At 41.3% G+C, this 24,251-nt stretch carries 29 protein-coding genes and 2 pseudogenes; 28 read left to right on the plus strand and 3 right to left on the minus strand.

Annotated elements, in window-relative coordinates:
- Positions 1 to 4: 4 nt before the first annotated feature.
- Positions 5 to 1,759, plus strand: coding sequence for a dihydroxyacetone kinase subunit DhaK (gene dhaK, locus H509_RS27105; protein WP_028544302.1), 1,755 nt, complete (start codon positions 5 to 7; stop codon positions 1,757 to 1,759).
- Between the two features lie 221 nt (positions 1,760 to 1,980).
- Here the strand turns inward: dhaK and H509_RS0106050 are convergent, their stop codons facing one another.
- Positions 1,981 to 2,862, minus strand: a complete 882-nt coding sequence (locus H509_RS0106050) for a hypothetical protein (protein ID WP_028544303.1) — start codon at positions 2,860 to 2,862, stop codon at positions 1,981 to 1,983.
- 398 nt (positions 2,863 to 3,260) lie between these two features.
- Here H509_RS0106050 and H509_RS28145 point away from each other — a divergent pair, with 398 nt between their 5' ends.
- The 3 genes from H509_RS28145 to H509_RS24400 all read left to right on the plus strand — a co-directional run bounded on the left by H509_RS28145 (position 3,261) and on the right by H509_RS24400 (position 6,651).
- Positions 3,261 to 3,989, plus strand: coding sequence for an alpha-helical endospore appendage domain-containing protein (locus tag H509_RS28145; RefSeq protein WP_211234309.1), 729 nt, complete (start codon positions 3,261 to 3,263; stop codon positions 3,987 to 3,989).
- 667 nt (positions 3,990 to 4,656) lie between these two features.
- Positions 4,657 to 5,400, plus strand: a complete 744-nt coding sequence (locus H509_RS0106065) for a YggS family pyridoxal phosphate-dependent enzyme (RefSeq protein WP_028544304.1) — start codon at positions 4,657 to 4,659, stop codon at positions 5,398 to 5,400.
- 21 nt (positions 5,401 to 5,421) lie between these two features.
- Positions 5,422 to 6,651 (plus strand): benzoate/H(+) symporter BenE family transporter, encoded by a 1,230-nt coding sequence (locus H509_RS24400; RefSeq protein ID WP_036696356.1) that lies wholly within the window; start codon positions 5,422 to 5,424, stop codon positions 6,649 to 6,651.
- A 106-nt stretch (positions 6,652 to 6,757) separates the two neighbouring features.
- Here H509_RS24400 and pdxR read toward each other — a convergent pair whose 3' ends face one another.
- On the minus strand, positions 6,758 to 8,194 hold the full coding sequence (gene pdxR, locus H509_RS0106075) for a MocR-like pyridoxine biosynthesis transcription factor PdxR (RefSeq protein WP_028544305.1): 1,437 nt from the start codon (positions 8,192 to 8,194) through the stop codon (positions 6,758 to 6,760).
- A 225-nt stretch (positions 8,195 to 8,419) separates the two neighbouring features.
- Positions 8,420 to 8,971, minus strand: a complete 552-nt coding sequence (locus tag H509_RS0106080) for a pyridoxamine 5'-phosphate oxidase family protein (RefSeq protein WP_028544306.1) — start codon at positions 8,969 to 8,971, stop codon at positions 8,420 to 8,422.
- Positions 8,972 to 9,185: 214 nt separating this feature from the next.
- On the opposite strand from H509_RS0106080, the gene H509_RS27525 reads away from it, so the two are divergent.
- From H509_RS27525 to H509_RS27530, 24 genes and pseudogenes are all read left to right on the plus strand, one after another.
- On the plus strand, positions 9,186 to 9,674 hold the full coding sequence (locus H509_RS27525; RefSeq protein WP_051286838.1) for a nitroreductase family protein: 489 nt from the start codon (positions 9,186 to 9,188) through the stop codon (positions 9,672 to 9,674).
- Positions 9,577 to 10,107 carry a nitroreductase family protein gene (locus tag H509_RS26670; protein ID WP_211234310.1) on the plus strand — a complete coding sequence of 177 codons (531 nt, stop codon included), beginning with the start codon at positions 9,577 to 9,579 and terminating at the stop codon, positions 10,105 to 10,107. Before H509_RS27525 ends, H509_RS26670 begins: the two co-directional genes overlap by 98 nt.
- A gap of 230 nt (positions 10,108 to 10,337) precedes the next feature.
- Positions 10,338 to 10,667 carry a DUF3024 domain-containing protein gene (locus tag H509_RS0106095; protein ID WP_051286840.1) on the plus strand — a complete coding sequence of 110 codons (330 nt, stop codon included), beginning with the start codon at positions 10,338 to 10,340 and terminating at the stop codon, positions 10,665 to 10,667.
- Between the two features lie 35 nt (positions 10,668 to 10,702).
- Positions 10,703 to 11,125 carry a metallothiol transferase FosB gene (gene fosB / locus H509_RS0106100; protein ID WP_028544308.1) on the plus strand — a complete coding sequence of 141 codons (423 nt, stop codon included), beginning with the start codon at positions 10,703 to 10,705 and terminating at the stop codon, positions 11,123 to 11,125.
- A gap of 81 nt (positions 11,126 to 11,206) precedes the next feature.
- Entirely contained in the window at positions 11,207 to 11,500 is a 294-nt protein-coding gene (locus H509_RS0106105; protein WP_028544309.1) for an RNA polymerase alpha subunit C-terminal domain-containing protein, read from the plus strand.
- A 190-nt stretch (positions 11,501 to 11,690) separates the two neighbouring features.
- The gene (locus tag H509_RS0106110; protein WP_028544310.1) at positions 11,691 to 11,894 is read left to right on the plus strand and encodes a hypothetical protein; all 204 of its coding nucleotides are present in this window, start codon (positions 11,691 to 11,693) and stop codon (positions 11,892 to 11,894) included.
- Positions 11,895 to 11,949: 55 nt separating this feature from the next.
- The gene (locus H509_RS0106115) at positions 11,950 to 12,348 is read left to right on the plus strand and encodes a hypothetical protein (RefSeq protein WP_028544311.1); all 399 of its coding nucleotides are present in this window, start codon (positions 11,950 to 11,952) and stop codon (positions 12,346 to 12,348) included.
- Positions 12,349 to 12,581: 233 nt separating this feature from the next.
- A complete protein-coding gene (locus tag H509_RS0106120) occupies positions 12,582 to 13,223 on the plus strand; it encodes a hypothetical protein (RefSeq protein ID WP_169450859.1) in 642 nt (213 codons plus the stop codon).
- Positions 13,224 to 13,292: 69 nt separating this feature from the next.
- Positions 13,293 to 13,625, plus strand: coding sequence for a hypothetical protein (locus H509_RS0106125; protein WP_028544313.1), 333 nt, complete (start codon positions 13,293 to 13,295; stop codon positions 13,623 to 13,625).
- A 309-nt stretch (positions 13,626 to 13,934) separates the two neighbouring features.
- Complete coding sequence (locus H509_RS0106130) at positions 13,935 to 14,246, plus strand: hypothetical protein (RefSeq protein WP_028544314.1); 312 nt, start codon at positions 13,935 to 13,937, stop codon at positions 14,244 to 14,246.
- A gap of 190 nt (positions 14,247 to 14,436) precedes the next feature.
- Positions 14,437 to 14,691, plus strand: coding sequence for a hypothetical protein (locus H509_RS0106135; protein ID WP_245595987.1), 255 nt, complete (start codon positions 14,437 to 14,439; stop codon positions 14,689 to 14,691).
- A gap of 190 nt (positions 14,692 to 14,881) precedes the next feature.
- Complete coding sequence (locus H509_RS0106140) at positions 14,882 to 15,388, plus strand: hypothetical protein (RefSeq protein WP_245595988.1); 507 nt, start codon at positions 14,882 to 14,884, stop codon at positions 15,386 to 15,388.
- Positions 15,389 to 15,607: 219 nt separating this feature from the next.
- Entirely contained in the window at positions 15,608 to 16,309 is a 702-nt protein-coding gene (locus H509_RS0106145) for a DKNYY domain-containing protein (protein ID WP_028544317.1), read from the plus strand.
- A 134-nt stretch (positions 16,310 to 16,443) separates the two neighbouring features.
- Positions 16,444 to 16,491 (plus strand): annotated as a pseudogene (locus tag H509_RS28825) (hypothetical protein); the annotation flags it as partial.
- A gap of 24 nt (positions 16,492 to 16,515) precedes the next feature.
- On the plus strand, positions 16,516 to 16,800 hold the full coding sequence (locus tag H509_RS26675) for a hypothetical protein (protein WP_028544318.1): 285 nt from the start codon (positions 16,516 to 16,518) through the stop codon (positions 16,798 to 16,800).
- 562 nt (positions 16,801 to 17,362) lie between these two features.
- Positions 17,363 to 17,992 (plus strand): helicase-related protein, encoded by a 630-nt coding sequence (locus tag H509_RS24420; protein WP_425414219.1) that lies wholly within the window; start codon positions 17,363 to 17,365, stop codon positions 17,990 to 17,992.
- A gap of 200 nt (positions 17,993 to 18,192) precedes the next feature.
- Complete coding sequence (locus H509_RS0106165; protein ID WP_028544319.1) at positions 18,193 to 19,038, plus strand: Rpn family recombination-promoting nuclease/putative transposase; 846 nt, start codon at positions 18,193 to 18,195, stop codon at positions 19,036 to 19,038.
- 100 nt (positions 19,039 to 19,138) lie between these two features.
- Positions 19,139 to 19,831 carry a DUF3991 domain-containing protein gene (locus H509_RS24425; protein ID WP_051286841.1) on the plus strand — a complete coding sequence of 231 codons (693 nt, stop codon included), beginning with the start codon at positions 19,139 to 19,141 and terminating at the stop codon, positions 19,829 to 19,831.
- Between the two features lie 321 nt (positions 19,832 to 20,152).
- A pseudogene (locus H509_RS24430) lies at positions 20,153 to 20,817 on the plus strand (WecB/TagA/CpsF family glycosyltransferase).
- Positions 20,818 to 20,924: 107 nt separating this feature from the next.
- Positions 20,925 to 21,026: a hypothetical protein gene (locus H509_RS28740; RefSeq protein ID WP_425414220.1), complete on the plus strand. Its 102-nt coding sequence runs from the start codon at positions 20,925 to 20,927 to the stop codon at positions 21,024 to 21,026.
- Between the two features lie 356 nt (positions 21,027 to 21,382).
- Positions 21,383 to 21,592 (plus strand): hypothetical protein, encoded by a 210-nt coding sequence (locus H509_RS0106180; RefSeq protein ID WP_028544320.1) that lies wholly within the window; start codon positions 21,383 to 21,385, stop codon positions 21,590 to 21,592.
- Positions 21,593 to 22,471: 879 nt separating this feature from the next.
- A complete protein-coding gene (locus H509_RS0106185) occupies positions 22,472 to 23,092 on the plus strand; it encodes a hypothetical protein (RefSeq protein ID WP_028544321.1) in 621 nt (206 codons plus the stop codon).
- Positions 23,093 to 23,142: 50 nt separating this feature from the next.
- On the plus strand, positions 23,143 to 23,625 hold the full coding sequence (locus H509_RS0106190) for a hypothetical protein (protein WP_028544322.1): 483 nt from the start codon (positions 23,143 to 23,145) through the stop codon (positions 23,623 to 23,625).
- A gap of 350 nt (positions 23,626 to 23,975) precedes the next feature.
- The gene (locus H509_RS27530; protein WP_169450860.1) at positions 23,976 to 24,125 is read left to right on the plus strand and encodes a hypothetical protein; all 150 of its coding nucleotides are present in this window, start codon (positions 23,976 to 23,978) and stop codon (positions 24,123 to 24,125) included.
- Positions 24,126 to 24,251 lie beyond the last annotated feature (126 nt).

Raw genomic sequence — 24,251 nt, forward strand, 5'->3', positions numbered from 1 at the left:
TGCTTTGAAAAAAATTATTAATCAGCCGGAAACACTGGTACGGGAAATGTGTAGTGGACTTGTGCTTGCACATCCGGAACTAACATTTAACAGTAAATATAAAATTGTTCAAAAAAAAGAAATCAATCGTAACAAAGTGACGTTAATTAGCGGTGGGGGCAGTGGACATGAACCTGCACATGCCGGATTTGTTGGAACAGGGATGCTAGATGTTGCGGTTTGCGGCGATGTGTTTGCTTCGCCTTCTCAGATTCAGGTTTATCAAGCGATCAAAGCATCTGCTAGTCAACAAGGCACTTTGCTTATCATTAAAAATTACAGCGGCGACATAATGAACTTCAAAAATGCGGCGCATCTTGCAAGTGAGGATGGCATCGACGTAGATTATGTAAAAGTGGATGATGACATTGCAGTAGAGGACAGCCTGTATACCGTTGGTCGAAGAGGTGTTGCAGGAACTGTGCTTGTGCATAAGATTGCTGGTGCAGCCGCTGAAGAAGGCAAAACTTTAGCAGAAGTGAAGGAAATTGCACAGCGCGCCATCGATCATACACGTAGTATCGGATTTGCATTGACTTCGTGCACCGTTCCCGCCAAAGGAACACCAACATTCGAACTAAACGACAATGAGATCGAATATGGTGTCGGTATTCATGGCGAGCCAGGCATTCGCAGAGAGCAAAATGTATCTGCGAATCAATTAGCCAAGAAGATGGTAACCGATCTATTCCGTGACATGAATATTAACGACGGTTCAGAGATCGCAGTATTAGTTAACGGCTTTGGTGGATCACCGCTGCAAGAATTGTATTTACTAGCTAACGCGGTTGTTAAAGAGATAAACCAACACGATGTGAGCATCGTAAACATGTTTGTTGGTAACTACATGACTAGCATCGATATGGCGGGCGCATCGGTGTCAATTATTCGACTAGATGAACAGCTTAAACATTATTTGGCGGCTAGCTGCAGTACGCCGGCGCTGCAAATTTCGGGTCCGTTCACCCCACCACGTGTAGCAGAAGTGTATACGAGCACAGAAGAGAAGGAAGACGTGTCCTACCGCTGTGAAACGGATCAGAAGTATGCCAAAACAGAACACGATATGTTCACGCTTAACAATCTGATTTTCCTGACAGACAAGATGAGTGAGATTATTATTGAAAATGAAGTCCCGTTTTGCGAGTTGGATTCGCACGCAGGCGACGGCGACTTTGGTATGAGTGTCGCTAAAGGATTTAAGCAGTTGAAGCGAGAGTGGAAGGAGCTCACTCAATATCACACCGGAAACATCGGTGACTTCCTGAATGCTTGCTCGCTGATCATTATGGAGCACTGCGGGGGTGCATCTGGCCCGATTTGGGGTTCTGCATTCCGAGCTGCCAGTAAATATGCTGGCGCCAAGAACGTCTTGTCGGTAGCTGAATTTGCTGGTATGATGGCGGCTGTAGTGAAGGGCATTCAAGATACAGGGGAACGTTCATTTGGACGTGGAGCTGTTGTAGGAGATAAGACGTTGATCGATGCCTTGGCTCCATTTGCAGAAGCATGGGGGCGCAGTGCAGAAGACGGCGACAGTCTCCAATTGGCTGCCGTTAAAGCTGCGGAAGCAGCCGTCCAAGGCGCTAAGCATACGGAATCGATCGTAGCCCGGATGGGTAGAGCGGGAACGGTGGGTGAACGCAGTCTGGGATATCCCGATGCGGGCGCACATGCTTTGGGTGTAATCTTCACGAAGCTGGCGCAAGTGATTGAATAGGTGATAGAGGAAGCCGGCAAGAGGATATACATTTGTATGGAATGAACTAAATGATCTATCTTATCCAACCGGAGCGTTAGCCTGATAACGCTTCGGTTTTTTGTGCAGCACGAGTATTCGAGATCAGATACAGCTATTATTCTTTCCTCGCCCAATAAATAGACACAGCCTGGAACAAGAGGTTCGCGGCTGTGCCTTTATATTAACGTTAGTAGCAAAAATTAATAACGATGAAGGATCATTTGCGTCTTTAGCTCGTCAATGGGCAGGAACCAGCCTTGCTGGATCAGCTCTTGCTGGAGTTGGCTTCTTAATGTTGAGGCTTCAGCATGTGTGTCTGTCTTAAAAGAAGCTTCCACCACGTAGTCATAACCGACGCCACTTTCTTTAATTATTTTCCATACTTCAATGTACAGTTTGTTCCCGTTCCATGTTCCTGTCCAACGTTTGGCATCAACAGGTCCGAATTTGTCTGCGACCGCAAGATGGGTCGTACCCCAGTTGCTTGAAGTCCAGTTTTTAAACTTGCCAGGTGCATTGTTGACCGTCAACGTGCGTGAATCTGCTTTGTTAGGCAGCTCCATGCCGCTGTATCCACTCTTATTTACCTTTTTATTGTTGCTGAAGCTAAGTGTCTGTTTAGTGTATCCCCAATCCACCTGTGCTTCATAATCATCTTCATTCGCATCAAACCCATCGAGCGCAGCTTGAGCGAGTGCACCTTGAATATTCCCATTGGTGATCGGATAACGTTTCTTATAGGTGAGTTCGAATTCCTTATCCTTGGACCCTTCCTTTTTACGGACCCTTACGTTCCAGCCTTGCTCATCAAGCAGAAGTTGATCTGTGTCCATGTACTGCACACTCATTTTAGTTTTGCTGCTTGGCATTGCAAATTTGTTAAGTACGGTGTTGTTTAGGTTGAAATCTGCACCAAGCACAAGGCTCGGATCGAGGAACAGCTTCACTTCATAGTTAGGCGTGGCAGGTAGTGGTGAAGCCGTAGTTGCAGAAGTTGCTACAGGACTAAGGCTCAAGATAAAGAGGGATACAGCAAGAGTAAGCATAAGCAGTGCGGGGCGCTTACGTACTACTTGATTCATTGGGTCATTCCCCTTTCCATAAGGTGGTGTATTGGTGAGGTATACAGGTGTTGCTTGAAGTGGGTGGTCAGAACCGAATGTGGGGAGACAGAGGAGAGAAGGCGTTATTCTGTCTTGAAAAGCGGTCGGTGCTGAGAGGTATCTCTTTACGTCTAACGTTACCGTATGTATATCAACAGAAGGTCAACGGCATGCAAAGATTTTGTGAATGACGAAATCAATGGAGAATGATCGAGCATTGTAATTTCCTTTATTAGGGATATAATGATCACTAAATACGATCTACTTATTTGAGAAGATTTAGGTTCTATTTCCTGGAAATAGATCAGATGGCGTGTCCAATCCTCTCTCTATTCTGAGCATACTATATTTATAGAGTAGGAAAGGGAGGGGATAGCATGAGTGATTCTAATATGCCGAATTTGACACCTAATTCGATTCATCTTCAGCAGGACGAAGATATATTACTTACGATTGCACAGGAAGAATTAGAATTAGCTGAGATTATTAATGAGCAGGGAGAACTTATACAGCAAGCGGTTGGAACATTGCCAGGCGGAACGCCAGCTTCAACTATCAGTGACCTGCTTGTCGTTAATACAGGTGTCCAGCAAACGATAGATGAAGTAACAGATACAGAAGTCCTATTATTATGTGATCTCGATGTTGCATTGGGAGTGGACTTACCAGCAAATAGTGCCATTATTACTAATCTGGCAGATATTGTAGTTGCCGAAAATGGTCTTATCTCGCTTGATACGAATCGAATCATTAATGGTACGGACATTTCACATACACCAGGTTCCACAGATGTTATCCTTGCAGCTAACCGAACGTACCGTATTATTTATTCCGCTAATGGTATCCCTACACTAGGGACTACAGCCGAAGTATGCACGGCGTTATTGCTAGATAATATCGAAATTCCTCATAGTCAGGATTGCAGCATATTAGTTGCGGGTGACGCAGGTGTTGCTGCTGCGGTAACGATTCGGACAGGTGCAGTTGCTCAAACTTTACAAATTGTAAATCAGACCGTTGGCGGGGCCACTTTTACTGCACTTGCGCCGGAACTTTCGAATGTCTGTTTGCGAATAGTAGAGATAGACGTTTGTCAAGGGTATTAAGAAATGGGACCTGAACTTCGAGAGAGAGGTGTCGGGGTTCATGTCCTGATCTATATAAAAACCAACCTCGCAAGAGGTGTGATTGGCAAATAAGGCAATTGTACATAGCTTCCTAGAGCATAACCATAATCGTTACAGCGCGTAGAATGGAGAAAATGATATGTAATAGGCTAGATCACTAGCAGCCTTCATGTAAGGTTTGCTAATCGATAAGTTAGATCCTATATGTACGAACAAAGGTCACAGCTCACCTATTTCACATATGAAGGGGAAGATGAAATGCGAACTCTAAAATGGATAGGGAAGGCACTATTAACTATTTTGCTAACATTGTACGGGGTACTGTTGATTCTAGGAATCTTATTTACATTTGGAGTATGGTACTTTGAAAATTACTTCAATTGATTGTGTGAAATAGGCTGTTGAGCATAGTCTCAACAGTCTTTTTTATGTTTAATTATCGTAGTCGAAAAATGAAGTTTCCAATCCCATTATGGATTGCTTAATAATGACCATTATGGATATACATAACCAATCCAACTGTTGTTATACTAGCAGGGTATTCAATCTGATAAGGCAACAGGTGGATATAAGCTTCGATTCACGGCTCGTTTAACAATCCGACACTAGACAGAACAGACAAATAAAAAGGGGGAAAAGGAAGGGCATGGAGAAATTAATTAAACAAAATCTCGAGCTGGTCAGACGACAGATGAAACTGGCTTGCCAAGCATCAGGACGCCAGCCAGAAGAAGTCAAATTGTTGCTGGCGACCAAAACGGTACCCATTGAAAAACTAACAATGGCGATGCAAGCGGGTGAAACTTTGTTTGGGGAAAATAAAGCGCAGGAGTTGCGGAGCAAGTTTCCACTCATGCAGCAATATGAACAGGTGGAGTGGCATTTTATTGGCCACCTGCAAACGAATAAGGTTAAGGATGTTGTGAAGTATGTAACGCTCATCCACTCGGTAGACCGCTTGAGGTTGGGCCAAGCGCTGCATCAGCAACTACTAAAAGAGAACAAAACTATCGATATTTTAGTCCAAATTAACACGTCATACGAAGAAAGCAAATTTGGAGCTTCACCGGAATCAGCATGGGAACTGGTCGAACAATTGTCCCAATTTGAAACGCTAAACATCAAAGGTTTAATGACGATCGGAAAGCTTGGCGCGAACAATGACGAGACACGACACTGCTTCCAGCTATTAAAGCAAATTCAAACTGATATTAAAAAGAGGCAGATTGCACGAGTTGAGTTGGATATGCTCTCGATGGGGATGTCCGGTGATTTTAGGGTGGCTATTGAAGAAGGGGCCACAATTATACGTGTTGGGACAAACGTGTTTGGACAGCGCTATCTCCCAGACGGATACTACTGGAATGAACAAGCACATGATGAAGACTAGAGGAGAGGCAGGAGATTACATATGAACTCAACGTTTCCATCGCTGCGTGCCCGCGATTTGATACCAACTACGATTGCAGCATTAATATCAGTCATTGTCAATTATGGCGGCACATTTATTTTAGTATTTCAGGCGGCAAAAGTTGCAGGTTTGAGCCCTGAAATGACGGCTTCATGGATCTGGTCCATATCGATTGGCGTAGGAATTACCGGAATATGGCTGAGCTACCGCTACCGAGCGCCCATTATTACGGCGTGGTCAACGCCCGGGGTTGCTTTTCTTGTCTCGGCGCTAGCGGTAACTCCATATGCAGAAGCAATTGGCGCTTATATGATCTCAGCGCTAGCGTTTATCGTATTGGGATTATCCGGCATGTTTGAACGTTTCGTACGGATGATTCCGCCTGGCATTGCCTCTGGATTGTTAGCAGGTATTTTGCTTCAATTTGGCATCTCAGCATTCGGCGGTGCACAGGTTGATCCTGTGCTGGTGGTGGGATTGTTTGCAGTGTATGTGGTGCTGCGGCGTTTTACATCACGTTATGCCATCATTGGTATGTTGGCGATCGGGCTCGTTTATTTGATTACGACTGGGAAAGCTGACTTCGGCACTATTAAGCTGGCCGCTGCTTCGCCGATGTTTGTTGTCCCACAATTTTCTTTGCACGCGTTATTAGGTGTAGCATTACCTCTTTTTATCATTACGTTGACAGGACAGTATATGCCAGGGATGCTGGTGCTTCGTAACGACGGGTTTCAGACAAGCGCCAATCCCATTTTGACTATAACGGGTCTGGGATCGCTGCTTGCAGCGCCATTCGGTTCGCATGCTTTTAATGTAGCGGCTATTACGGCAGCGATTTGTACTGGAAAGGACGCACATGAAGATGCGAACAAACGTTACCTAGCGGGGATTGCCTGTGGTCTATTTTATATCATCGTCGGGGTATTTGGAGTTACGCTGGCTTCACTGTTCCTCATCCTTCCCGCTACATTTATTGCAACGTTGGCAGGATTGGCGCTGCTTGGTACTATAGGGGGCAGCTTGGCTAATGCGCTGGCTGATCCAAAAGGCCGTGAGACTGCACTTATTACTTTTTTGGCGACAGCTGCCAATGTCACCTTGCTTGGGGTCGGCGGCGCATTTTGGGGATTGGTCGCAGGCTTGACAGCCCACACCTTAATACACGGGCAGTTTCGCAAAAAATACTATGCTGCAAAGGGCTCTTATCACGCTGATCAGAAATCATAAACAAGAACAAGTATAGCAGATGCCCAGTTTGATTTAACTTCCAAGTCAGATAAAACCTACCGAAAAGCCTGATGACATCAGGCTTTAATCAATAAGAGGTCATCGTTTATAACAGCAGCTTTGAGAGGCGATATATGCCTGCTTCAATAGCGGCCTCATTCACTTTGGCAAAGCCCAGCACCCATCCCTTACGTTTGCTTTCTAGGCAGTACATACTAAGCGGATACACCTTAATCCCATGCTGGAGCGCTTGAATTGCTAATGCTTCTTCGTCAAAAGTTGCATCCTCTCCGGCTTCAAGCAGCATATGCAGCCCCGTTTCCACGCCGCTCAGCATGAAGCGCTGGCCGAGGCCAGCGGCGCTGATTGCTTTTGTCATCGCTTCATGCCGGCGGCGATAAACATTTCGTACTCTGCGCATATGGCGTATAAAGTGGCCGTGCTCGATAAAATGGGCAAGTGTTACTTGCTCCATAATCGGAAGGTGCCGATACACAAGCTCCTGCACTTGAGCCATTTGGCGAATGGCCGCTTGAGGTCCGACGATCGCAGATATACGGATGCCGGGGGCAATCATTTTAGAAAAGCTCATCAAATACAACGTGTTCTGCGGCAACTGGCTATATAAAGTCGGAAGCGGATCACCACGGTAGCGGTATTCGCTGTCGTAATCATCTTCAACAATCCAAAATGGACGTTGGGCGGCCATATGCAGCAATTGCTGCCTGCGCGGTTCTGATAAAATGACACCTGTCGCACATTGATGTGAAGGAGTAACAAAAACAAGCTTGGACTTCGGATCAATGTCTTCTACTTGGAGGCCATGCTCATCGACGGGAACGGGGTTTACCTCTACGTGTCGATATTTCATTGCCATCCAGGAAGCCGGGAAGCCGGGATCTTCCACCGACATCGTATCTCCTGCCTGCAAGAGCGCTTGTGCAATCAGATCAAGGCTATGCTGAGCACCTGAAGTTAACAAAATTTGGTCTGTTTGCACGTGCACACCCCTCGTCAGGGATAGGTAGCGTTGGATTTGCTCACGCAGCGGCTCAAAGCCGTAGGCGCTGCCATAAGCCCAATGAGATAAATCAGACTTAGCCGAGGCTTGTACAAACGATTGCCGCCAGAGCTTATGGAAATGGTCATCCAAATAAGGCTCGTGTGGGCTAAAATCGATAGCTGCAACCGTTTTTTCTTTGCCGTGAAGCCAATTTTGCAAATGTGTAACTGTTGTATTCAAGGTAGGCAATTCCGGTTGAAGCGGCCCTGGCGGTGAAGTAGTTGTGGTGGAAATTGGATGATACGTCCACTCACTTACTCTAGTTCCGCCTCGACGCGAAGTGACGGTAAATCCTCGGCTGTACAACTCTTCATATACGATTTGGATCGTTGAACGTGATACGCCCACTAATTGGGCAAGCTCGCGGGTGGGGAGCAGGAGCTCGCCTGGCGGCCACTTTCCGGTCGTAATGTTATGGATCGCTTGATCAAGTAATTGCTGCCAGATGGGCAGACGATCATCACGGTTAATGTTTAGCAATGGACTGACCTCCGATGCATGCATGCCAATTATGGATTGCTCAATTAATGTGAATTGGGCAAATTTGAAACCATCCAATAGTTGGAATGTTACCATACAGAGCGCCTCGTCTGCAATCTGTAGGTTGGATTTTAAGCATACTCTTGTGACTATACAGGCTATCAATATGGTTAGCGCCTCTGATAGCCTGTTTTGTCGTGCACAGTCCTGTTTACTAATAACGCATCAGTAGTTGGAAGGGGAAGCCGATTTTCCCGGGTAAAACAGATGTTGCTCATTAACCGGATTGTGTTTAGCTGTTATGGTGTGAGGTTGCAGACGATATACAGATACGGTTTGATTATCAAGAGAGGACCGGTATTTATCCACATGAACCTTGGATAACGGCCGATCATAAAAACCAGGTACATACTTGTTCAGGAATTGTTGAAGAACAGCTGTTGCATCCTCTAGCTGCGTTACCTTTTCGACATCTCCAAATAACATTACACTCATGTAGGCTGTATCCGTTTTAGCGGGCACGGGGTCAGTCACAGTACCAAACTCTTCGAATATCGTAAAACAAGCTGCATTATTTTGTTTAATAATAGAAACTTTCCTTCCGCTGCTTAGACCGTGGAAATAGATGCATGAATTCCACCAAACAAAATTTAAGGGAATAACATACGGTTGAAGTCCATCAGACAAGCCTAATAAGCCTGTCCGTGTGTGATTCAAGAAATGGTTAATTTTTTGCTGATCCTCGCAATTTCTTTGTGCATGCATGATAGGTCTCATATGAAGCAGCATCCTTTCTTTCCCCGATAATACCCAAATTTTTTTGCTATGATTATATCCTAGCTTTTTTTTGATGGTTTACTACATCCAAAAAAGTGAGATTCGAGCAGTCCATATAAGCAGCATCAGAGTTTTCGTTTTAATAAACAGAAATAGCTAAAGTATTCTGCTGGCGACAAGTGCAGAAGGAAAGCGCAGGGCAGGAGAAGCTGTTATGAGCATATATACGGAGCAGAAATTGTACAAGTGGGTACCGAACAAAGTAAGTCAGTTTATGATTAATCGAATTATGAAAATTCCAGCTCTGCTTGCGGTTATTACCCGTTTCGACGTGGATATAGATCAGAGGAAGCGAAATGATGCAGCAGTAAGCTCGTTGCTGCATACCTTTTCGTTATTGGCATGGGAGCAGCGTATAGGCATGGTTTGGGGGACGGATGAAAAGTTACAGCATCCTTCTTTAAGTAAGGGCTTAGGGCTTCAGCCGGGGGAACACCTCCATTGCTTGTGTTATGTGGGAGAGTACGACAAAGTTCCAAAAGCAAAGCCGCGGATAGGGGCGAAACATAAATTTACGCTGCTGACGGAAAGGGATGGCCGAACTAATGACAACGATTCGTTCTATGATCCTAGATTCGCAACCGATTCAAGATTATACGGCGCAGCCTGTTCCGCAAGAGTTGATTATGGAGATTTTAGATGACGCTGTTTGGGCGCCTAACCATCGCAATCGAGAACCGTGGAGCTTTCGTTATGCGACAGCCGCGGTACAGAAGCGACTGGTCAAGGCAATTGCCAAGGAGCGTAGTGCGGAACTAGGCAGCATCATGGAGCGAGCAGCGGGAATACTGATCGTTGCTGCTCGCAGAGAAAAAGACGATCACATTGCTGGTGAGGACTATGCAGCGGCTTGCTGTCAAGTTCGCAACGTGCAGTTATTGGGGTGGTCACATGGCATTGGCATGTATTGGGAGGCAGGAGCGTTTTCCGATTGCAAGGAGATTTTGTCACTGGCGGATATTGGAGAGCATGAGTGTGTAGTTGGTTTGATCGCCATCGGCTACTGCCTTAGGGGGAGCGCTGTGCAGAGACAGGTGCGCTTGCATTCCCCAACGCTCAGGATTGAGCAGTGGTAAGTTTCGAGTGTTTGGAATAGTGGGATTTCGGATAGCCTTTGTCTAATGGGACAAGGGCTATTTTGATGAGAGGTTGAAGCTGTTTGATAGGTAGGTTACACTATGTGGGATAGGTAAATATAAGGAATTGCAGCATGAAACGATAAGGATAAGGACGGATCACGGTGCTGCCCGTCGCATGACGAAGCAGACGAGCTTATACAGCCTTTATTAGCTGGAGGAGAGAGCATATGGATGAATTTACAAAAGCAAAGGTGAAGAAAATTATGGATGGGTATGTGAAGGACAAAATCCCTAAACATTTGCAAAATCAAATCAAAATCAATTATAAAATTCGAGGTAATAACGTAACGCTCATAGAAGAAAGACCTGCTTTTAGGAGTGAACAATGGGTACAACATGATATTGCGCAATTAAGAAGAGAGAATGAATTATGGAAAGTATATTGGAAAGACAGTAAAAAAAGATGGCACTTTATAGACGACATAGAACCGAATGAAAGCTTTGAAGAACAACTTGAAATTATAGACCATGATAAAAATCGTATATTCTGGGTGTAAGTTATGGCCAACCGTTGCGCTGAAAGGACAAAGACATGAAACTGGGTCCAATTAATCATATTTGTTTTTCGGTTTCAAATTTACATCAATCGATTTCATTTTATAAGCAAGTTTTTGATGCTGAATTGTTGGTTCAAGGTCGAAAACTTGCCTATTTTAATTTGAACGGCTTGTGGATTGCAATAAATGAGGAAGCGCACATACCACGTATTGAAGTGAAAGAGTCGTATACGCATATTGCCTTTTCCATAACAGAAGCGGATTATAAAAATTGGGTAGAAAAGTTACAAAAATTAAACGTTAAGCTATTAACAGGAAGAATCAGAGACGCTCAGGATCTGAACTCTATTTATTTTGAAGACCCTGATGGGCATAAATTTGAGTTGCATACAGGACAATTAGAAGATCGAATGGAGTATTATAGAAAACATAAAACACATATGCGTTTCTATATGTAGGTAGTTGCAGCTAAGCTAGTGTCATGATGATCAGTTTTAGAGGGAATGAATGGATATGTATAAGGAAGGCGGCAAATCATTATGACGACATCCAATAAAACGATACGGACATGTCTTCGAGGACACCAATACCAGAAAAGCAGCGATTGTCCAACTTGTCCGATCTGTGAGCAAGAACGTAAACCGGAACAAGGTTTTCTAGCTGTGCTCTCGGCACCAGCACGGCGGGCATTGGAACACAATGGAATAACCTCACTAGAACAGCTTGCCACATATTCAGAAAAAGAAATTTTGCAGTTTCACGGTATGGGGCCGGCCTCCTTGCCTAAGCTTAGGGCTGCTCTGCAGGATAACGGACTATCCTTTAAGAACTAATGCATCATATTTACATAAAGAAGGAATAAGACGACAAGCATATAGACGTCCCATGCCGCATATTTTGCGTTTTTTTTTGTGTGGTTAAATGATGTGCGTTTAGTTATTTACGAAGTTTATCGAATCTCATAATATGGAATAGGTAATTATAATTACACGACTGGTAGTTTTATATAGGGGGAACACTATCGTGATAAAAGCAAAACGGGTTCTGTATGCGGTTGCAGTTTTTATCGTCTTGTTGATCATAATTCAAGTATTTGTTAATGCGTTTGTTTCAACCATGATTTCCGATTATCACTTAAAGAGCTTGATTGCTTTATTGTTGTCAGTTGGACTTTCATTTTATTTTACTAGATCGTTTCTGAACAAGAACAATCGCAGGAAGTTGTAAATCAAACAGAAAGTGGTCTTAAAAAATGCAGAACAGCATAAAGGAGGCTGAACTAATGGGAGTGGCATATCAATTAAGCTGCGGGCATTGCACCTATAACCAAAATATGTACATGGGATTCGGGTTCAGCTATTGTAGTTTGAGTTCCATTCTTGAATGGTACAAGGATGACGTCGGTAGACAACGAATCAGAGATTTCATTCAGACGGACAAGGAAGCGTCGTTTGAATGTTTTGACGGCCTGTATGTTTGTCAGTCGTGTCATTACTTGTTAAATGAAGTATATTTGCACATCAAATCAGACAGCGATGATTACACCAATCGACATACTTGTCTGCGCTGCTCGGCTTTAATGCCGTCAAAGCCTATTGACCAGATAGAGGATGTCCAACTGGACTGTCCTGATTGCGGAAATGAAAAGCTAAGTGTTCAATCGTATATGGATTGGGATTAGGGTAGGAAGCATTTGATATTAATTGTATATAAATAAGATCAACAGTAAGAGTCACTGATGGTAAGTTTATATAGACCTTGTAAACCGCTTAAATCGCGGTTTTTTTATATTTTAATATATACTCTTTTGCCGATATAGGAGTTGGTATTTACGAAGTTCATTAATTTTCATAATATGGAATTATTAAATAATTTCGTAAACATGTATTTAGGTGACATACACGCAATAATGAAATGAGGGATAAAGTGCCTGAATATTCTCAAATCCAAACCTATATTAAGTGCGATCAAACCAATATAAAAGAGATAATGCATAACTTTATAAATGCATTACAAGAATGCGGGATTAAAGACGCTGAACTAATTTCTGCTTTTCGTGGACTAGAGTGGGAAATGGATGAGGACGGCTCTATGTATGTGAGTGAAGGAGAAGAAACAAAAGAACTTTTGGTTGCTGGACAACTTTTACACATTCGCCCTTTTGTTATGGGCTGGACCTCAAAAAGCATCAAAGAATTGCAGCAATCCTGGCTTGAAGTTAGCCTTCTTTTCTGGACAGAGGAGATTGTACAAAGTTCTTTCGATTACGTATTAAGAGAAGAAGTTAGATCAGTGATTTGGAAGGTAATGACTGCATTCTCACATCTCCCTAATCAATCGGGTGTGTATTTTACTAATGAAGCAGGGGATGGTCGTCCTTGGGAAGCGTTAATGCAAAATGACTTGGATGATATATGGATGTTTGATGCTGCCATAATAAATAAAGGCAATATGAATTATTATCAAAGTATTGAAGAGGCAATATTTTTCTCGAATCTTCAGGAGAATGAAATATTAATAGCTCGGAGAGAAAGATGGGTTAAAGAACCTTGGTAATTATATTTCATAGAGGCGTGTACCACACATATAACAATCCTTTCGCATGATATATAAGGGAGGTAAACTTTGTACGATTTTATTTCAATTTGTTCTGATAGGTTGTATTCGAAGAAGATAAGAACAAATCAACTCGATGAGTACTTAGTAACTATTCTACAATTCACGAAGAAGAGGAACTTAATCTATTTTAAGGAGATTGATGGAGCGGTTATTAGAATTAATGGTATCCCTGCGAATTCGCAAGGAAACTATGCGTTTTATTCACTTGATGGAATTGAAGAAATAAATTTAATTGAAATAGCAGTCCCTTGGTGTATCAATGATGTTTTGGAACAGAAGATTACAGATCTTGCAAATGCAATTGCGAAAAATTTTTCATGGATGATAGATGAAAGCTAAATGAAGAATGAAAGTTAACTCCATTAAGCCTCACGAGCTCATCAATACAAGAACGTTAAGTGAAATCAGAAAAAATAATAATAGGGTGATGTCATGAATATATATGGCCATCTAAATAAAGTTAATGAAATATTTCTAGATCTTATTTCTCAAAGATGTAACTTTGTTCCACTGGTTATTATAAATATATTTAAGGATTCTTGGGTTTATATCGAAAAGTACATAAAAAATACACATCCAAATTGGACAACTAACTGGAATCACACATTAGAGTCAATAGATTCAAACGAATTAGCTTTTTAAGAGGATATGATCAAAGATACATTTAAGAGAGTGGAGAAAATAGTTAAAGAGCGAGAAGTAAAAGAATATTTTAAATTGTACATTTCAATTGTTGAGGGTCTAGCTATTTTTAATAGGTCGTATGAAGAATCATGTGATGTATGTCAAGGCGAACTCCAATATTATACAAATACAATTAGTAATACAGTATTAAAAGAATGTAGAACATGCGGTTGTTTATATAACGGTAAAAATGGAAATAAGATTGGATCAAGAGGGGACGTTTCTTTAAGGCCAGCGACTAGAAGTGAATTACTAAGCCAAGGAATTATTGAATGAGGGGAACATAGGAAGTGGCCGAACTCGCTTAATACCATATCTACGTCGGTTCGTGGCGGGATGCTGCTGCCTTAAGGTGTTGAGGATTCGGAGACACAAGCACGTTATATGAAGTATCGGCTGCAAATAATAAATAAGATTGAAGGGTGTTAGTACAATGGCATTTTGTATCCTATTTAAGTTACTAAAAATGGATGATAATAAAGCAATTTATGTGTACGGGGATTGTTCTGAAAACTTTGAAGGGATGTTTCAATTAGAATTAGAAAAATTATTATCTGGCGAGATACCAAGTAATACGGATATGAAGGAAGTAGTAAAAGTAATTAGACCATGCCTCAGTGATGGAGAATATCAGCATAAGGCAAACAGAGCATTCAGTAAGATCTATAAACATTATAAAGAGACAACTACTTATTTGTTAGAAGGAGGTTATTATGCCTAGATTTAACTGACTAAAAAAAGTACATATAAATATATTGAGTATGAAAGTCATACAAGAAGATCGATTCATCATATAGCACCTTCTCTATGCTGCGGGCTTCGCCCTTGGCTCACAAGAAGTGATGAGTGAGGAAGTGGAATCACTGAGGCTAACGTTATAAGAATTTGTGTAAACATACAGTAGAACATGAATGAAAGTGAATGATTTTATGTCTGAATTTAGCTTTAAATCAGAAAACACTTTGAATTTTGTATCCTTGCATGATTGTGTAATTGAAGAAGTTTCAATAGAAGATAAGAATTTGATCGTATGGCTTGAACACATAGACGTATTATCGGTTCATCCGTTTAATCATACAGGATTCAGTATGTATACTGGGAAGTCAAAAGTTAGATTTATTGACTATGAGATTATTGAGTCCATACTATATGATACATCCCAAATAAAAGGGATGAAGCACATTATTGTTGAGGAAGCAGCTCAAAAGAGGGTAATGTTAGAAAGTGAACTATTATTAGATTTTGAAATTCTTAAAAATGAGGAATTGCAAGCAGCAGAAGATTATTTTGTACATAGATTTGATGGCTCGGCTTCTTTGAAATATAATGCTGATTTTGGTTACTGCATAATTAAATACAAAAAAATAATAATTGAATGGAACGAATTTATTGATAAAGCATGGTTTGAAGATAGATGAATTTGGGAGTGTTTCAAAGAAGACTAGTCTGCAAGGCTAGCAGCGTAGCCACCCAGCTACTCTGCTCCTTACGCCTCCTAGTTTCATATATACAAGAACGTTATCGCTAAATAACTTGGATTTGTAGAATACAAGGATTGAACTATCTTCGGAGTTAATAGTGAAAATAATTAAGGGATCATTGAAATTTTACAGCTTAATTAGAATTGAGTGGTGTTTATGAAAAAGACGTTAGTAGCTGTTGGAAATGTTGTATGTGGTCTTACTATATTGTTCTGCATTTATATCATAATCAAACCAGGATATGTATATGAAAATGGAACATGGAATTATGTTTCCTATGATGAAAGCGTTGGCAGAAGAGTTAATCCAATCAATGTAAGTAAAGACGAATTCAAAATTTTAAAATACAATGATTTCGCAAGAGATAACAATAGAATATATTTTAAATCTACAAAAATAGAAGGGTCAGATCCAGATACTTTCCAGATTATTAGTAAAAAAGGTCGGTATCGTTATGCGAAGGATAAGAACAATGTGTATATTTATGCAAGTGATGATTGGTCTGTATATCGAGTATTAAAGGCAGATCCTAATAGTTTTGAAATATTAGAGTTTCCGTATTCAAAAGATAAAAACGATGCTTTTTGTGGGTCTTTACCGTTATATGTTGATGATGTTACTAAATTTGAAGTCATCGAGAGCACAGGTTCTGCAATCATGTCTTCGGTTGACAGTTTCTTAGGTACTGAATCTGATTCGAGGAATATGTCTTCAGAATATAAACGTAAAAAGCAGGAGAACAATCGTAAAAAATACGGGTTTATTACTAATTGGGTTTTTTACTCTGAAGATGGAAAAGCCAAAACTGATAAGCTTGCTTATGAAGGATATAGATTAGTAGAAGAGGTCTACCAGTGACACTTCGAAGAATTTTTTTCATGCAGACAACCCTGTAAGGCTAAGTAACACAGCCATTCCGTAGCTATCGCTGCCGTAAGCCTTTCGGGTATGTAAACACAGTCCGACCAAGAGAGAAGGGAGGTTATGAAATTATTTCAGGGCATCGTCATAGAGTAGCTTGTGAAAAGGCTGGGATTACAATCGTTCCAGCCTTTGTTCGTGGCATGGACAGAAATGCAGCCATTATTGCACTGGTGGATAGCAATTTACATCGAGAATATGTTTCACCATCCGAAAAAGCATGGGCTTACAAGCTAAAGCTTGACGCAATTAAAGCTCAGGGGCAGCGAAACGATTTATCCGAGCCGTTAACCTGTGACCAAGTTAGACAGAAGTCACTTGAAAAGATTGCGTCTGAGGTTGGTACAAGCTCAACCCAGGTTCAGCGTTACATTCGATTAACGGAGCTAATTCCTCCGATTCTTGAAATGGTTGACGACGGGAAATAGCTGTTAGCCCTGCTGTAGAACTGTCGTACCTATCCAAACAAGAACAAACAGACCTGCTCGGGACGATGAGAAGCGAGGATAGCACGCCTTCGCTTTCTCAAGCACAGCGAATGAAAAAGCTGAGTGGGGCAGACAAGCTAGATATGGATGTGATTTTTGGCATTATGACCCAGGAAAAGCCTAATCAAAAGGCGCAAATCAAATTTCGGAAGGAGGTTTTTTCCAAAAGGATTACACAGCCTTGCAAATGGAGCAGACGATTATAAAATTGTTGGGAGAATGGCAAAAACGGAGGGAACGAAATCACGATAATGAGCGATAATTTTTTTCGGCTGGTAATCTTGTTCCTTCGGTATTAATTCTGTTTTTCTAATTGAGTAAAACCCTCCTTGACAACTTGCACCGGAGGGGACGGGGTATAGAGCGAAAACAAGGTTTGCTCGCTTTTATAATTTGCCTGAGCTGATGAGTATGTTTAAGGAAGTGGCAGACATTCAAACAGCAGATATGCTCCAGCTTCCTGTGCCGAAGGCGCATTTTCACAATGCTGCTGTACCGCAAAGTGAATATCAAAAAAAACATCGTAGCAGAGCTGCCACAGCGTGCAGAGAAGGTTCGTGCTAAGCAGGTTGAGCCTCACGAGGATAATATGCTCAAGATTACCAATGATGGACGTAAGCTGGCTTTAGACCAACGATTGGCTAATCCCATACTCCCTGATGATGAGAGTAGCAAGGTGAGCGCTTGTGTAAGCAACGTCTATCAGCATTGGTTGGACGGCTCGAAGGAGCGACTCACACAGCTCGTATTTTGCGACCTGTCTACTCCCAAAACAGATGGCACATTCAACGTGTATGATGAGTTGAAGCGAAAGCTGATAAAAAAGGGTGTGCCGGCTGAGGAAATTGTCTATATCCATCAAGCCAATAAGGATGTGCAAAAAAAGGAGCTGTTTGCCAAGGTACGTGTTGGACAGGTGCGGATTTTGCTTGGATCAACCGCTAAGCTAGGTGCGGGTACGAATGTGCAGACAAAGTTGATCGCACTTCATGATCTGGATTTTCCGTGGCGTCCGAGGGATTTGGAGCAGCGTAGTGGACGAATTATTCGACTGGCAATCAGAACGGTGAGGTTCATATTTTTCGCTATGTCACCGAGAACACCTTCGATGCCTATCTCTATCAGACGCTGAGGCTTTGCTGGAAAGCCAGAGTCTGTGATGAGCTTGAACAGACGGATCGAAAGTCCATTTATTTACAGGGATATGCTGACTGCTACAGCTATCTGCGTAAAATAGGCCTTGTGTAATGTCCCTTTAAAACAGGTGAGGAGATGCAATCCATCTGGATAAAATGGTATAATGAAGATAATCAGGAATGGAGTGAGATGCTCATGCTTGAACTGCTTGATCCGCGTGTAGATGTTATTTTTAAACGAATCTTCGGCAGCGAGCATAACAAGGATGTGCTGCTGGCCTTTTTAAACAGTACATTCCGTGAGGCGGGTGAACCGCCACTGACTGAAATTGTGCTACTCAATCCGTACACCGAGCCAGATAGTCCGAATGACAAGCAGTCCATTATGGACATTAAGGCGAAGACAGCCAAGGGCGAGCTGTTGAATATAGAAATGCAGCTGTTTAACCCATACCATATGGAAAAACGAACACTGTTCTATTGGTCTGAAATGTACTACCATCAGATACCTAAGGGCGGAAATTACAATACCTTAAAGAAATGCGTGACCATTAATATACTGAACTATTCCTGTCTGCCTAATGACCGTTACCATAGCGTGTTTCATTTGCGAGAGGATCGCACCGGAATTAAACTGGTGGATGACATTGAAATTCACATTATGGAGTTGACCAAGCTGAGCGAGCATTCGGCAGAGCTTGAAGAAGGCGGACTGGTGAACTGGCTATTGTTTTTAAAGGGAGTCGATCAATCCAATTGGGAGGTGCTGACGATGAAGGAGCCAATGCTGAAAAAAGCTATGGATACGCTGGAGTTTTTGAGTCAGGATACGGCGGCACGTTTGGCTTATGATGCTCGCATGAAGGCCTTGAGCGATGAAGTATCCCTGATTGAAAGTGCCCAAAAATTTGCCGAAGAAAAAGGCAGAGCAGAAACAAGCAAAGAAATTGCGATTCGTCTTTTGGAAAGAGGCGTGGATTTGCAAACCGTTTCAGAGGCAACTGGCTTATCGGTTGAAGAAGTAAAGGGATTGAAGCAATAATCTAAAATGAATTGTTTACCTTATAAAAGTTGACGATTCAATCAAATGACAGCCGCAGGGCTGTCTTTTTTTTGTCCAAAATTAGTTTAGGGGGGACGCTATGAGCTATGTAAGTAAGGAGCAAATTGAACAGGTGAAGCAGCTTGATTTGCTGACATATTTACAGATGTACGAGCCTTACGAACTGGCTCGCTGCTCTCGTAACGTCTACTGTACTCGAACCCACGATAGTCTGAAAATCTCCAATGGAAAATGGTTTTGGTGGTCGCGTGGATTTGGCGGTCATTCCGCATTAGACTACCTCATTAAAGTCAGGGAATTAACCTTTCCAGAAGCCGTGCTTGCGTTAACAGGACCAGCTTCAATAGAAAGATCGCATAGGGGTGTTCAGCATGATACCGAAACTTCTTCTAGTAAGGAATTTAAGCTTCCAGAGCGAAGTGACAGCAATCAGCGTGTCATTGCTTATTTGACCAGTCGAGGCATTGATCGTAGCATCATAGATTTCTGTCTTTCATCTGGTAGGCTCTATGAAAGCCGTCCTTACCATAATGCTGTTTTTGTCGGGTATGACCTACAAGGCATCCCCCGCTATGCGGCTATTCGAGGAACAAGTAAAACAGAGTATTTGAATTTAATCTCAAAAATTAATAGACTGGTATTGCATTTGGATAATGATGAGTCGGGAAATATTATAATTACTTATGAGATAATGAAAGTGTGTGGATTCCCCAACTTAGAAACGGCTTCTCAATATGTGAAACCTACTCCTACACCTCGGAAAAACCATTAGATTGTCCTATTACAGTATTTGGGGGAACTAATGATATAATAGTAACAAGAAGGGAATTGAAATCATGGGGGGGGGTTAACGACAAGGCTATGCACCCTTCACATGATTGAAGGAAATCACTTCTATATACATAACAAATCTAGCCAAATAATTGAAATTATAGAGAAGCTTTTTGGACATTCAGAACAATGCGCCAAGTGAAGACAGATGCATATATAATAACTATCGAAGGTGATTAATTTGCAAGATACTGTAAACATATTAGGAATACCTTTTTCTAGATTAACTCTAGAAGAAACTGTGCAGCTTCTCGCTGACCGTATGCATAGTGAAACCGGATTATTTCATCTAATAACAGCTAACCCCGAAATTGCAATTACACACCAGAACGATAAACTGCTGCAAACGATTGTAAAAGAAGCAGATTTAATTACTCCAGATGGAATCGAAATTGTAATTGCGTCCAAGCGAAAAGGCACTCCCGTACCGGAAAGAGTTACGGGGTATGATTTATTGCTTAGATTGTTAGACAAAGGCAACTCATTTGGCTGGAGCTTCTTTTTTTAGGAACAGATGAGGAAACCAACAAAAAGGCAGTGGAAGAAATCCAAAACAAGTATCATAATTTGACGATTGCAGGGCGGCATCACGGTTTTTTTTCAGAGGAAGAGGGCGCATCTATTATTCAAGAAATAAAACGAACAAAACCGGACTTTTTAATTGTTGCAATGGGAGCCCCGTATTCAGATAAATGGATCTATAAACATAAAAGTAAACTTTCAGATGTCAAAGTCGTTTTTGGGGTAGGAGGAAGTTTGGATGTCATAGCAGGGAAAGTGCCAGAAACCCCAGCGTTATGGAAAAAACTGAATCTTGAATGGCTGCATCGCTTACTTACAGTGCCTGTCTCTAAAGGGGAAAAATCGAGATGGCGTAGACAAGCAGCACTGCCCAAATTTATTTATCGCGCAATCATTAAGCGATGAATTGTAGACATTATGACAAGATAGCAATTGCTTGATCAGCTGCCTTGTCATAATGTCCATCCACCGATGTGTCGGGTGACAGAAATTTATGCTTAAAAATCGCGTAGTTGTGCTACGGCCAAATCGGCAATGTAACAAAAGTTGAGCGTCTCAAACCTGTTCAGATCAGTTCATTGAGCGGAATTAAGGAAGTTTCTGGGGGGTACTAGCATAGCATGGTTCGGACAAATGCTAACTCGGTGTTGGTTTGGGTAGCTACAATTTAGGGAAAATTGGGGAAAGCGTGTCAGCAGACGTACTTACACCGAGGACAATTGCCGCACTAAATAATTCATCCGGTATATCTGCGGGTTATCTCCATGACGCAACTGTTATCGGCGATGGAATATTAAACTGGGGATATAATATGGCGGGGTAACTTGGGATCGAGAACACTACAACAACGAAGTAGCCAGTAGCTCCTACAGGTCTGGCGGGTACTTCAACCAAGACGGTAGCGAAAGGCACGAAGAGTACGACAATCCTAGCATCCCAGCTGCCATCGTTACCAGTTGAGAAAAAATTCATGGAGGATCTGTTTGCACCTACCGCTCCAGTTAGTGTGACGGCAGCATCGCGGCAAAAAAAGCTAGTGCTGAGTTGGAATCCATCTACGGATTATAATGGAGTGAAAGAGCATCAAGTTTTTGTGAATGATGAATTAGTCATGACGACAGGTGATAATGAACAGGTCATCCTGAACGATATGAAAGGCTACGAGCATATACCATCCTAATTAGAGCAGTAGACGTAGCCCGCAATGCTTCATCTTCCAGTATAGCTGTTACTGTATTTGTACATTAAAAGTTTTCAAAATCCTATGCTTAAGCATAGCAAATAAATAAGAAGGCAAAATTAAAGACGGACTTGTACCGACTCGGTATGGGTCCGTCTTTACCATTCTTAGGAATGGTTGTAGCGTGGCTAGGAGAGCTAGCGATAAAAATAGATTGATGGCGTTAAAGAAAGATAGCTATGACGATATGTGGTCATTTAATAGAAAGATCAACTACGGAAAATAATCATTAGTAGCTATAATATCAACAAAAATTATCATTAGTTAACATGTGAAATATCATTAGTCGCCATAATAGAGGGAGCACGTTATAGAGAATCAGTGCTATCAAAATAAAGATTGAATTATGGATAAGAAAAGGTCAATCGCAGAGGGGCTTTTGGACTGTCAACACCAAACCAGACAACTTTTTAAGGGCCAATTTTCTGAAATTAACTGGGCTCATATAGCCTAGTGTTCCGTAAATTCGATGTCCAATTTCAGATGCTGAAGGCATTACTACGAGTGCAGCGTCTTTCGGCCTCACATTGAAACCAATAATTTCTCGATTAAAGAGATTGATCAACACACAGATGTAGTGCCATCTGTTTTTGACTCTGACATAGGTTAGGTCGCTGATTACAACGCGTTTAGCCTCATATTGCTGGAATTGCCGATTCAGTTCATTTGTGTATTGCCTGCCTTTTGGCGGGCTTTTGACGTTTTAAACATAGCCATCCCCTTTTTTTTGGTGGGATTTAACTCAATTGGTGTCGGATTATGGTGAGAAGATGAACAGGACGATATCACATAAAATGTAAATAGAGAAGGAAGATTACAATGAGAGATTTAAAAAGTCTTAAAGAACGAAAAGAGTGTATGCTTTTTCAAACGAGTGAAAAGGATAGCCGTAATGGATGGATCGGAGGGAATGCACCGGCTTTTTTTGATGAAATGGAAGGCATGATAAATAAGGAAACGGAGATGTATTTTTATTGTTCTATCGTTAACCCTTTTGATGATAATGAGATGATCTCCATTTTTGCTCCTAAAGAATTTGAAGATCGTATTTCTAAAAATAGATATCCCAATTGTTCGTTATTCACAATGAAGCATCCTAAAACAGAAGAGAGCAAATTTGATACTTTTACCGACCCTAATTTAGTAAAGCACTTTATTTCGGAAGCCAATGTGGTAAGTGATAAAGCGTCATTTGAAGAACGTTTTCTTATCAAATTTGGAGGAAATCCAAGGCATATTCAAGGAGAAAAGTATTACTATAAGGAGTTGCATGATGACGGTTTTGATTTTATATTCCAGGTTGATGAAGATGGGTATCCAGATACACTCATAAAACCAAGAAAAAGTTATCCCTTTGCGTTCGGTGCTATCTATTTATATGCACAAATGTTAGAAGATTCGATTGAGAACCCCATAAAAAGTTATTGGCAATATTCTTAAAAGTATATATGAAATGCCCATCCTAAAAAGTGTAGAGAGGTTGATTTTGAATGAACGAGGATATTACAAAAATGATTGATTGCCTAAAATTAGCTTTAAAAGAAGATCCTTCAGCTATTGTTTTCGGAAAATTAAATGACGGGGTCACGGGGATTCATGAAGAAGCTGATTCGTTAAAGCTAGGGAAATACTACGACTTATTAAAAGTAACAAATGGAGCGCGGTTTGGTGATATTGATTTTTGGAGTTACAGTGAATTAGAGCGTAATCAGTATGTTCTCTCCGATATGCAAGATGACAAAGAATCATGGTTATCAATAGGCCAGATTCTTTATGAACCATTAATCATGAATAGATTTGACGGGAATGTTTATAGATTGGATGAAGACGGAACTACGATGAATGGCTTTGGAGAATTAGATTTCTTTTTGAAAAATGATGTGTTTGGGTCTGGATATTGCAACGTGATCCCAGATTCTGAACAGGATGATTGGTTTTTATTTCTGAAAGAGAAAGGGATCATTTCTGATTAGAAGGAGCGAATCTAAAGTACTTGCAAATTTCCTTTGGAAAAATGGGTTATATTCCCAATTTATCAAGTTTACATAGCTTAGAAGTGTTGATTTTGGCAAATTTGCTGAACAAACAAGACTTTGAATAGGATCAGAATAGTAGCTTTATGGAATAAAAATAGTTTCTTCAAATGAGTTTATTCCAACTAGTAAAAGGCTTTACTCAGAGGATGATGTCATTTGGGAGGAACTGGAGGGGAATATTAGTAATGAGTGGTATCTAATTGCTGAATCTGAACAAATAAACCAGTACATTAGCATTGACTTAAGCGCTTCTCATTTAGGTTTTTGCTATGTGCTATGATAGTTTCTTGGAAACACATGCAACACCAGGGGACAGTCAGATTATTGCTAAAAGCTTTACGGAACTGTTAGAGCATTTATACGCTAGTAAAGGTGAAAATTGGTTTTGGTTGGCTGACAATTTCGATTCGTATGAGGGTGCACATGATGGCAGGTAAAATATTTTTTAATTTTTAACTACATTTCTTCCTTCATCAACTGTAAAACATCAACAATAAAGTCCGCAAAAAAACGAGCCTTTAGAATCGCTTCTAAGGCTCGTTTCGCATTTCAAATTCCATTTT

The sequence above is a fragment of the Paenibacillus taiwanensis DSM 18679 genome, from assembly GCF_000425125.1.
In the GTDB taxonomy this organism is placed as follows: Bacteria; Bacillota; Bacilli; order Paenibacillales; family Paenibacillaceae; genus Paenibacillus_B; species Paenibacillus_B taiwanensis.

Bases quoted from the DNA above. Each gene is read 5' to 3' on its own strand.
- H509_RS0106050 (WP_028544303.1), bottom strand. From the start codon at position 2,862: ATGAATCAAGTAGTACGTAAGCGCCCCGCACTGCTTATGCTTACTCTT.
- H509_RS28145 (WP_211234309.1), top strand. From the start codon at position 3,261: ATGAGTGATTCTAATATGCCGAATTTGACACCTAATTCGATTCATCTT.
- H509_RS0106065 (WP_028544304.1), top strand. From the start codon at position 4,657: ATGGAGAAATTAATTAAACAAAATCTCGAGCTGGTCAGACGACAGATG.
- H509_RS24400 (WP_036696356.1), top strand. From the start codon at position 5,422: ATGAACTCAACGTTTCCATCGCTGCGTGCCCGCGATTTGATACCAACT.
- H509_RS0106080 (WP_028544306.1), bottom strand. From the start codon at position 8,971: ATGAGACCTATCATGCATGCACAAAGAAATTGCGAGGATCAGCAAAAA.
- H509_RS27525 (WP_051286838.1), top strand. From the start codon at position 9,186: ATGAGCATATATACGGAGCAGAAATTGTACAAGTGGGTACCGAACAAA.
- H509_RS26670 (WP_211234310.1), top strand. From the start codon at position 9,577: ATGACAACGATTCGTTCTATGATCCTAGATTCGCAACCGATTCAAGAT.
- H509_RS0106095 (WP_051286840.1), top strand. From the start codon at position 10,338: ATGGATGAATTTACAAAAGCAAAGGTGAAGAAAATTATGGATGGGTAT.
- fosB (WP_028544308.1), top strand. From the start codon at position 10,703: ATGAAACTGGGTCCAATTAATCATATTTGTTTTTCGGTTTCAAATTTA.
- H509_RS0106105 (WP_028544309.1), top strand. From the start codon at position 11,207: ATGACGACATCCAATAAAACGATACGGACATGTCTTCGAGGACACCAA.
- H509_RS0106115 (WP_028544311.1), top strand. From the start codon at position 11,950: ATGGGAGTGGCATATCAATTAAGCTGCGGGCATTGCACCTATAACCAA.
- H509_RS0106120 (WP_169450859.1), top strand. From the start codon at position 12,582: ATGAGGGATAAAGTGCCTGAATATTCTCAAATCCAAACCTATATTAAG.
- H509_RS0106130 (WP_028544314.1), top strand. From the start codon at position 13,935: ATGATCAAAGATACATTTAAGAGAGTGGAGAAAATAGTTAAAGAGCGA.
- H509_RS0106135 (WP_245595987.1), top strand. From the start codon at position 14,437: ATGGATGATAATAAAGCAATTTATGTGTACGGGGATTGTTCTGAAAAC.
- H509_RS0106140 (WP_245595988.1), top strand. From the start codon at position 14,882: ATGAAAGTGAATGATTTTATGTCTGAATTTAGCTTTAAATCAGAAAAC.
- H509_RS0106145 (WP_028544317.1), top strand. From the start codon at position 15,608: ATGAAAAAGACGTTAGTAGCTGTTGGAAATGTTGTATGTGGTCTTACT.
- H509_RS26675 (WP_028544318.1), top strand. From the start codon at position 16,516: ATGGACAGAAATGCAGCCATTATTGCACTGGTGGATAGCAATTTACAT.
- H509_RS0106165 (WP_028544319.1), top strand. From the start codon at position 18,193: ATGCTTGAACTGCTTGATCCGCGTGTAGATGTTATTTTTAAACGAATC.
- H509_RS24425 (WP_051286841.1), top strand. From the start codon at position 19,139: ATGAGCTATGTAAGTAAGGAGCAAATTGAACAGGTGAAGCAGCTTGAT.
- H509_RS0106180 (WP_028544320.1), top strand. From the start codon at position 21,383: ATGGAGGATCTGTTTGCACCTACCGCTCCAGTTAGTGTGACGGCAGCA.
- H509_RS0106185 (WP_028544321.1), top strand. From the start codon at position 22,472: ATGAGAGATTTAAAAAGTCTTAAAGAACGAAAAGAGTGTATGCTTTTT.
- H509_RS0106190 (WP_028544322.1), top strand. From the start codon at position 23,143: ATGAACGAGGATATTACAAAAATGATTGATTGCCTAAAATTAGCTTTA.